Below are 841 nucleotides of genomic sequence, written 5' to 3'. Positions count from 1 at the left end.
GTTAGGGAAGGTGCGAACAAGTTCCTGATATGAGATCATCATATTCATCCGGAGCGCATCCCAGAGGGACATCATGAGCCATCAACTCACCTTCGCCGATAGTGAATTCAGCACTAAGCGCCGTCAGACCCGAAAAGAGATTTTCCTCTCCCGCATGGAGCAGATTCTGCCATGGCAGAATATGACCGCTGTCATCGAGCCGTTTTATCCCAAGGCGGGCAATGGCCGACGGCCCTATCCGCTGGAGACCATGCTGCGTATTCACTGCATGCAGCATTGGTACAACCTGAGCGACGGTGCCATGGAAGATGCCCTGTACGAAATCGCCTCCATGCGCCTGTTTGCCCGATTATCCCTGGATAGCGCCCTGCCGGATCGCACCACCATCATGAATTTCCGCCACCTGCTCGAGCAGCATCAACTGGCCCGTCAATTGTTCAAGACCATCAATCGCTGGCTGGCCGAAGCAGGCGTCATGATGACCCAAGGCACTTTGGTGGATGCCACCATCATTGAGGCACCCAGCTCTACCAAGAACAAAGAGCAGCAACGCGATCCGGAGATGCATCAGACCAAGAAAGGCAATCAGTGGCACTTTGGCATGAAGGCCCACATTGGTGTCGATGCCAAGAGTGGCCTGACCCACAGCCTAGTCACCACCGCGGCCAACGAGCATGACCTCAATCAGCTGGGTAATCTGCTTCATGGAGAGGAGCAATTTGTCTCAGCCGATGCCGGCTACCAAGGAGCGCCACAGCGCGAGGAGCTGGCCGAGGTGGATGTGGACTGGCTGATCGCCGAGCGTCCCGGCAAGGTAAAAACCTTGAAGCAGCATCCGCGC

Annotated in this window: 1 protein-coding gene; it reads left to right on the top strand. The window is 56.1% G+C overall.

The genetic code is table 11. The annotated features are described in order from the left end of the window. Positions 1-73: 73 nt before the first annotated feature. Positions 74-841 (top strand): IS5-like element ISKpn26 family transposase (locus HF569_RS12160; protein WP_168902620.1); only part of this gene is annotated, 768 nt, incomplete at its 3' end.

Origin of the sequence: Levilactobacillus tujiorum (genome assembly GCF_012641185.1) — a bacterium.
Taxonomy (GTDB): Bacteria; Bacillota; Bacilli; order Lactobacillales; family Lactobacillaceae; genus Levilactobacillus; species Levilactobacillus tujiorum.
The sequence above is the reverse complement of the archived record's forward strand: the minus strand, read 5'-3'. Positions and strand labels throughout refer to the sequence as shown.